The following is an 8304-nucleotide window of genomic DNA, read 5'->3' on the forward strand; positions in this document are numbered from 1 at the left end:
ATCATCGCCGGATTATCCATGATCTGACAGCCGTCCCTTATAGGATGCGGGTTCACTAGGCATCGTAGTGGAACATATTCTTACCGGGCTATACAACAAACCCACCAATAATTCAAGACGTCCTCCACGGGGCGCTTACAAATTAACAAAGGTATACTCTTGTAGGAAAAAATATCTGGCTGGTGATGAGGCCTTTTCGGAAGAAGGCGTTGAGTATAAAAAGTGATGAAAATTCTGAAAGTAAAGTGGCGAATGCTGCTACTTCTATTCCATACAGGGGGATGAGATAACTGTTGAGAGCGATGTTGAGCACGGCAATAAGCGGCATTTTTATTGCAACAAAACGAAAACCGGCATTCATGATGATCACTCTATAAGCCACGGTACCCATCACGCTAAAACAGGTGGTGACCGCGCCTATCAGCAAAATGCCGGCGGCGGCGTGGTATGCCTTTCCGTAAATCAGGTCGATAATGGGCCCACTCATCAGGCTAACTAGTGCGATAACGGGCACAAAGGTGCTGATGGCGATGACGTAGAGTAAATGGATCAACTCATCGGCTTTTTGACTACTTTTTTCCCTGACAATGGTCGACATCATCGATGTCACCAACGCTGAAGGAATAATTGCCCAGTCCTGGGTTATTGACTGGGCCGCACTGTAGAGGCCGACGGCATAACTGCCCAAATACTTCACCAGCATAATCTGATCGATACGCGTATAGATGACGATCGACAAGCTGGATATAGCCAAAGGGAAACCCACCTGTAAAAGATAGAGATGGTATTTTTTGATATGCTTGGGGCTTAAGTTCGCTTTCACACGCTGATTGAGCTATTTTTGCGAATAGCTAAACAATAATCGACGAATAATGAACGGCACAAAACTGCGGGCCACTACATAGGCAACAGCGAACCATACCAGGCTAAGTTTAAGGTAAATAAAAGTCAGGTTCAGGATAATAAAGAATAACAAAGCACAGTTGTTAATAATTAAATTGATTTTTGATCGCAGCGTAGCATCAAAAAAGAGCTTGTAAATATCATGAATGCTGAAAAATGTGCTCAGCAGCAACAGGGCCAGAATGACGACCTCATTATGTTTCAGGTTTATCGATGCCCATATCATTAGCGCGGCGCTGAAAAACATAAACATCTTAAATTTGAGCTTCACCGAGGCCGACATGAGCCGCATGCCGGAGTATTTATTTTTAGCAATATGATTAAAAAGAATGTTGTCGCTGCCTAGCTGAACGAAAGGCATAATCAGGATGACGATAGAAAGCAAGTAACTAAAAGCGCCAAAATTAGCCGGCCCAAAATAGCGGGCGACAAACATGGCGGAGATGATTCCTCCCCCGGCAAAACACAATTTTTCAAGAATGATCCAGAACGTATTAAAAATAATCGCCGTCATAGTTACCATTTCATAATGAGTACAAGTAAACCACAGGGCTCAATTGTCTACTGCGACGCTTACGCCCGGCTGCGGTGACGAATATTTCGTGCTGATGCAATATAACTATATCTTGCTATTAGACCGGACAACTGAAATCAAGGTGAAATCTATTTCAGATATGGCGATTTCATCAGCTGATTTCATATAAAAAACCCGCCGTAGCGGGTTTTATGTGGTATGTCGTTGCAGAGGATTATCGTACCGTTCTGGGGTTACAGTAAAAATAGGCATCTTCCAAACCGCCTGTGGAGCCTAGGCATCGGCTGGCGTGAAGTAATAGAGGATTGTCATTCACCGAGCAGGTGGATGATAAGGTACTATAATCATTCCATTCTGTATTTTCATCTTGTCTGGCGGCAAGCGGGGTGTCCCCGTCAAATAAAAAAGTCAGGGCCGCAGTCAATAAAACAAAGAATGTCAGACATAATATGAATATTTTACGTTTTTGATAGTAGAGCCGTTGTGCCAGAGAAAACAGGTACCGCCAGACCCCCATTCCCTGCAAGCTTTTATCGGGATAAGCATCACGATAAAGGTCAGCGGGGGTTTTGGCATGCGCGGGTAACGCCCAGACGGGCTCGGCATGATCGGAAGGGTCCATATAGAGTTCATCTACGACTCTGGGTGCCGGCTGTGGGGTCGGCTGCGCCGTTGTCGCCGCATCCAACCGGCATGCGTTGCTGCCGCTCGTCAACGGCGGTACCCGCGCCCATGCCGGGGAAGGCGAAAGGCGGGCTGGAGTGCATATCAAACCGATGTTTTTCTTCGATAATATAGCCAACGCGCGGGACAGTTTTTATAATTTCGTGTTCTTTGTCGCCAATTTTTTTGCGAATCGATTTTATCGTTTGATTAATAGTAGAATCAGAGCAATAGGTTCCTTTCCAAATGCGGTTTACGAACTCACCGCGCGTAACGGCTTTCGGGGAGTTTTCAACCAATAAACTCAATATTTGGTACTCTTTTCAACGAAATCGGGTTTGAAGATCCGGGGCGACTTTCACATCAAGATTATCGATAGTGATAGTTTCAGTAAGTTTCATTTAAAAGTACCTCAGATATTTTTTTTCTTATCGTAATGCTTTCTCATAAGCTATACATGAAAATGAAAACTCAAATAATTTAATCAGATGATAGGGTTTTCATTTATTTTAAGCGTAACGATCCATAATGCCTCCTAAGAAGATGAGTGGTGGTAAAGGCTAATCAAAGTTAGTTGAAGGCTTGGTAAGCTGTTAAAGTAATTATTCTTAATTTTATAGTCAAATTATCATTTTTTACTTTTCAGCTGACGTTAACGCGCGGCCACAGATTAACCATAACGGCAAAAGGATTTTGTATGATATTTTCACCTTGATAATTGGCTGAAAAAAATTATTTTGCAATGGATTTTTGGCTGAATTCATGAAATTTAATCTAAAATATTCAACCTAATGATTTTCCAAGTTTTCACTCAAATAATGAAATTATCGATAGGGGGATGACGCTTTGACCTTGAGGATAGAAAAATGAGTGAAATTTTAGGTTTTGCTTTGTGTTTTATTAGCATCGTAGGATAATGTGCAGTGTTTTATGCTGGATAAGCTTGGTTCACTGGTGACATTAGGGGAGTGGCGGGCGGTTTTGAGTTTTGCAAGACTTTTGATTGCCTTTAGGCTATTTCATCTATTTTACATAAAATATCTGAGTATTATCCTAAGGGGGCACCATGTGAAATATTCGACGTCCGCTTCAGGCCCGTCTTTTCTCTACCGCCAGCAGGGAGATAAATCGCGAAAAAAACGGGTATCCCACATCTCAAAAAACGCGTATCCCACATCTCAAAAAACGCGTTAATTTAGAATTTTTCCGCCCGATAGTAACCACACTTTATTTGTTAAACTGGAATAGGATTATTAATTAACCTTTTTTAGTTATTCGTTTAACCTCATTTTCTGCCTTCGATTCCTAAAGCCATTGTCTTACGTCGTAAGAGGTTGACACGCCGCGTTTTGGGTAGCAGGAAGGCGGGTGATTGACTACGGGCGCAGCATGCCGTTAAACAAGCCCGTGCGCGTCGTCAGCGCGACGCTTTGGCGCCGTCAATGGCCCCCTTTTTTAGCCCATCGATGAAGCGGCGGGATTGCGCAATAGGCCAATCTATGACACTGTCTGCGCCGGTGAACCGCTAGGGGTATAAAGATGAATGATTTTTCGCTGGTGTGCCGGGTGCTTGGCACGTTGTTTTGCCGTCAGCCGCAGGATGAGGTGCTCTCACGCTTATCGCGCAGGATAAGCTCGCTGAGCACTGGCCGCTGAAACAAGACGCGCTGCTTACGCGTATGCAACAGGAATGCTTGCCCGAGGCGTTGCAGCAAGACTTCCAAGCGCTGTTTTGTGGCGACGCGCCAAAAGTTTCCCCCTATCGATCCGCCTGGTTGGACGCTGACGAGCAGGACATTCGCGCTTTTTTGCTCGCCCGGGGTATGCCCTGCGGCGAGAAGCCTACTGACCACTTTGGCGCGTTGTTGCTGGCCGGCTCCTGGCTTGAAAATCAGGCGCAGCAGGACGAAACCGAAGCACAACGGCAACTGTTTGACCGTTTTCTTTTGACCTGGAGCGAACGTTTTCTCGGTAAAGTGGAGGCTCATGCCGGCACCGGCTTTTATCGTGCGCTGGCGATGCTCTGTCACGAAGCGCTGCCTGAGTTACGTGACGAGCTGGGTTCTGACGCAGGGCAGGAAGGGTAACACGCCTGGGGGCAGGAGTGTGCTGGGGCAATCGCTGGCGCTATATTCTGCAATGGCTTACGCCTTCATGAGTTAATTGGTGCGGCGGGACGTAAGAGGCTCCCGCTATTTCTATCGCATCACCTGTGCTCGATTAACGCTTAACCGGCAGCGAGGATCATTGCCGCCCGGGCGATACGCAGCCGCTCACGCCTTGAGGGCGTATCGCCGCCTGCGTCGACAGGCGAGGATGGGGCAATGATCCGCGCCTTGCCGGTGCTGTCGTCGCCAGCCCGATGCCCGCGTCACTGCGACTTTATCGCCGGGGAAAAGCCGGACAATGTTACCCGACTGCCCGTTCCGACACAGGGGCTTACGCCAGTACGATAGCTGGCGCGAGTTGTAACGCGTGGCAGGTTTGCCGCGGCGGGGTTTAGCGGGTAAAAGGAATCACCAGTTCGCCCGGCTTGACCTCGAGCCCTTTCGCCAGTTTTTTCGCCAGCGCCTCGCTTTTGCTGCGATTGGCGTCCAGACGGTAAGCCGGTTGGGCATCGAACCAGCTCCTTAACGATTGCTGAAGATAAGGCTCCAGCGTGCGCAGCGTGCCGGTAAGTTTTTCCGGGTTGACCTGATAATTGACCAGTTGCATATCTTTGAGATAAATGGCGCCCTGTTCGGGGTCATAGTAGGGCTGCGCTTTCAGCGTCACCCTGCTGCGAACCCAGCAGGGAAACGACGTTAAAGCGGGCATTGCCGGCTAACGTGACCTTACCCGGCTTCTTTCCTGCCAATCGGTTGTGCAAATCCTGCAGAACGATATCGGCCGAGATCAGTCCCGGGATACCGATGGATTTATGAAAATCAGTGTGCTACTGCAGATAGTCATTCACCTTTTGTTCGCTGAGGCTGTAATGCGTCAACCGATTACAGCCGCTCAGCAGCAGGCCGCAAAACATCACCGCCAGCGCGAAGCGATTACCCTGTTTCATTCCTTCCCCATACGTTCTTCGCCCCTCACGGCGAGGGGCGAACAGCATAACATAAATGCATCGGGGGCGGGCAGGGGATACGCGCCGTGCGGGGCATATCCGGCGCGGGTTATTGCGCCATACTGGACAGGAGATTGACCTGCGTTTGTTTGGCCATATTATCGCGATAATCGGCGACGCGGGTGGGTCAGTCGATGCCGGCGACGATGGTTAACGAGCGCAGCCAGGGGAAACAGGTGAATATCGTCTTCAGACAGTTCGCCGTTGCAGGCATTGGGCTATTTAATCAATGGATCCAGATCGCGCAGCTGCTGGCTGATTTTTTTCACCAAGCCCGGCGTGGTGATCCCGCAATTGCTCGAAATCCACCCCAGGCTGGCCTGTTTTTTATTAATGAAATACTGGCGGGCATGCTCGGTGGCGAATTCTTCCAGGCTCGCACACACAAAGCGCGGCAGCAGCAAACGCTGCGCGGTGTCGCTCATGTCCTTTAGCCATTTGCCGATGGCGGGCTGTGTCGGGCCGGTCAAAAGCGGGCGCCTATCAAGGTTGTCGATATAATGCACGATGTCCATGCTTTCCGGCATGTAGCTGCCGTCATCTTTTTGCAAGATCGGCACCGTTTTTTGACCCACCATGGAGATGGGGGTGGTTTCATCGTCATTCGCCAGCACCTGCAGCGCGATGGGAATATTTTTGAGGCCAAAAATCATGCGGGCTTTTACGCAAAAGGGGCAGTGCTCATAAATGTATAATTTTATGATGTCGGCATCCTCCCGTGGGATATTGGCGCCTACTGCGCCAATAAGGTACATAGGGAATAAAGTATGGGTAACTTTACGCCCGGGATCAACCGCAGCGCCGACAGTTAAGCATCGCGGGCTCAATGGGACGCTGCTGAAATTGGCGGTACAACCCCAGCAAGGTAATAAAACCTATCAGCCCCAACATGAACCAGGGAAGCTGCGGGATCTCCAGCCGGTTGCCGACATCATACAGCCAGCCGCCGCTGCTATAACCGATGGCGCCGCCCAGCGCCAGGCCCAGGCGGCTAAATCCCATATAGCTGCCGCGGGCGCGGTTGTCCGCCAGCGACGCGCCCAACGTTTCCCGCGCGGGTTCGGCAATGATAGATCCGATGTAAAACAGGCTGATTAACATGAACAGCGCGCGCAAATCCTGGATCAGGCCGATAGGGAACAAACTCAGCAGCATGATGGTCAGCCCCGCCATTAATCGGGTTTCCAACCTAAAGCGCTTTTCGCTCCAGCGGGCAATGGGGTAGAGCAGCGACAGGGCTGCTTCGATAGCATACATCCATTTCACCGCCGCGGGCTAGCCGGCCACCTCATTGACGCGGATCGGCAGCATTAGCATCACCTGTACCGAAAGCATGTAATAATCGGTTAAGGTTAATACGTAGGTAACGAAACGCTGATCGCGCAGTAACCGGCGCATACCTTCCAGCATCGGCGCGCGTACGGTGGAGATACGATACCCCGGCAGCAGCCAGGCGTTGAAGATGGCGGCGAACACAAACAGTACCGCGCCGGCCAGGCACACCAATTTAAAATCATAGCGCAACAGCCAACTGCCGAGCAGTGCGCCGATAACGGCGCAGGCTCTGTCTTGCATCATCAGCAGCGAATAGAAGCGACCTCGCTCCCAGGGGCGCGTCAATTTAATGACCAGCGCCGTCCGGGGCGGATCAAACAGGGTGCCGCCCAAGGCGGATAGGGCGCAGGACAGCCAAAGCAGCCAGGGTTCATCGGCGATGCCCATTAATACGAACCCCAAGGCGCGCATCAGCATACCGGCGATGATCATCGGCTTCGCCCCCAGTCTGTCGGCGAAGGCGCCGCCAAAAATACCCAGCCCCTGCTGTATGAATTGCCGCAGGCCGAGTATACCCACCAGCAGCGCGGCCCAGCCGAGTTGATCGACAAACCGTATGGAAATGAGCGGGAAGACGACATAAAAGCCCATCACCACCAGTATATTATCCATTAACAGAAAATATTTACCCAAGCTCCTAGCTTGCTTGCGAGACCGACGACATGCTCCACCCTAAGTTGCAATAAAGACTAAAAGGACAGCCTATTCTGAACGGAATATTTGATTAGCGATAGTGTGCTTAGGGATGATATTTTTTAATAGCGCGGAATTAGCAAGGCATATACTTTATTAACACGATTATATTATTGTTTATAAGTGGCGCAGCGCCCCGGTCAGCATAAAACGCGGCATGAGGCTTAGGTGAAACAGACGAGAGGGTATTGTTACCGCTTCGTTGACAACCGCGTCGGTTCAGGTAGGCAAAACGGGAGGGCGGAGGAAAGATGTTTGGCTATCGCTCAGCATCGCCAAAGGTGCGGCTGGTCACCGATCGGCTGGTGGTACGTCTGGCCAATGAACTGGACGATTACCGTCTGGCGGAGTACTACGTGGCTAATCGGGATTATCTCAAACCCTGGGAGCCGATACGCGACGAGAGTCATTGTTATCCCTCAGGCTGGCAGGCGCGTCTGGGAATGATTAACGAAATGCATCGACAGGGCAGCGCCTATTATTTTGTCCTGCTCGATCCGCTGGAAACGGAAATTCGCGGGGTAGCGAATTTCAGTAATGTGCTGCGCGGCTCGTTTCATGCGTGTTTTTTCGGCTATTCGCTCGGAGAAATGTGGCAAGGGCAGGGGCTGATGTTTGAAGCGCTGTAGGAGGCCGTCCGCTATATGTAGCGGCAGCAGCATATGCATCGAATAATGGCGAATTATATGCCTCACAATCATCGCAGCGGCAGTTTACTGGCACGGCTTGGATTTATTCGCGAAGGTTATGCGAAAGAGTATTTATTGATCGATGGCCAGTGGCGAGATCATGTTCTGATGGCGTTGACCTACAGTGAATGGACGCCCAGTCGCTAATGTTTCAGGGGAACGGTATGACATTACGTATTGAAATTATTGGCTTGGGCGGCATTGCGCAAAAAGTGTATTTGCCGCTGCTCTGTAGCGATGCAAAAGATTCTGGACTAATTTGCAGTCAATTCTGGACTCCTTTGAACTCTAAAAAATGGCTATTTTGGACAGTCCAAAATTGTTTGCAAAAACACAGGAGCACTTCATTTATTTTGAATGCTTGAACGGTG

3 protein-coding genes and 6 pseudogenes are annotated in these 8304 nt (G+C 49.8%); 3 read left to right on the forward strand and 6 right to left on the reverse strand.

All coding sequences use genetic code 11. The features are described from left to right. Positions 1-142 precede the first annotated feature (142 nt). The 3 genes and pseudogenes from ACMX3H_RS14870 to ACMX3H_RS14880 form a co-directional block, all read right to left on the reverse strand. Positions 143-1426: pseudogene (locus ACMX3H_RS14870) on the reverse strand (flippase). Between the two features lie 226 nt (positions 1427-1652). Beyond that, the gene (locus ACMX3H_RS14875; protein WP_415211397.1) at positions 1653-2060 is read right to left on the reverse strand and encodes a hypothetical protein; all 408 of its coding nucleotides are present in this window, start codon (positions 2058-2060) and stop codon (positions 1653-1655) included. Between the two features lie 7 nt (positions 2061-2067). Further along, positions 2068-2412 carry a winged helix-turn-helix domain-containing protein gene (locus tag ACMX3H_RS14880; protein ID WP_415211399.1) on the reverse strand — a complete coding sequence of 115 codons (345 nt, stop codon included), beginning with the start codon at positions 2410-2412 and terminating at the stop codon, positions 2068-2070. A gap of 1228 nt (positions 2413-3640) precedes the next feature. Here ACMX3H_RS14880 and ACMX3H_RS14885 point away from each other — a divergent pair. Then, a pseudogene (locus ACMX3H_RS14885) lies at positions 3641-4188 on the forward strand (TorD/DmsD family molecular chaperone). Positions 4189-4600: 412 nt separating this feature from the next. Here the strand turns inward: ACMX3H_RS14885 and ACMX3H_RS14890 are convergent. From ACMX3H_RS14890 to mdtH, 3 pseudogenes are all read right to left on the reverse strand, one after another. Continuing rightward, positions 4601-5156: pseudogene (locus tag ACMX3H_RS14890) on the reverse strand (lipoprotein). Between the two features lie 109 nt (positions 5157-5265). Continuing rightward, a pseudogene (gene grxB / locus ACMX3H_RS14895) lies at positions 5266-5917 on the reverse strand (glutaredoxin 2). 88 nt (positions 5918-6005) lie between these two features. Beyond that, positions 6006-7163, reverse strand: a pseudogene (mdtH, locus tag ACMX3H_RS14900) (multidrug efflux MFS transporter MdtH). Between the two features lie 332 nt (positions 7164-7495). Here mdtH and rimJ point away from each other — a divergent pair. Together rimJ and ACMX3H_RS14910 are read left to right on the forward strand one after the other, a co-directional pair. Further along, positions 7496-8080 (forward strand): annotated as a pseudogene (rimJ, locus tag ACMX3H_RS14905) (ribosomal protein S5-alanine N-acetyltransferase). Positions 8081-8097: 17 nt separating this feature from the next. Then, the gene (locus ACMX3H_RS14910; RefSeq protein WP_415211398.1) at positions 8098-8298 is read left to right on the forward strand and encodes a hypothetical protein; all 201 of its coding nucleotides are present in this window, start codon (positions 8098-8100) and stop codon (positions 8296-8298) included. Positions 8299-8304 lie beyond the last annotated feature (6 nt).

The sequence above is a fragment of the Sodalis sp. (in: enterobacteria) genome, from assembly GCF_047607725.1.
GTDB lineage: Bacteria > Pseudomonadota > Gammaproteobacteria > Enterobacterales > Enterobacteriaceae > JBLKSS01.

Excerpts from the sequence above, each read along its gene's own strand:
- ACMX3H_RS14910 (WP_415211398.1), top strand. The coding sequence starts at position 8,098 with ATGACATTACGTATTGAAATTATTGGCTTGGGCGGCATTGCGCAAAAA.
- ACMX3H_RS14875 (WP_415211397.1), bottom strand. The coding sequence starts at position 2,060 with ATGGACCCTTCCGATCATGCCGAGCCCGTCTGGGCGTTACCCGCGCAT.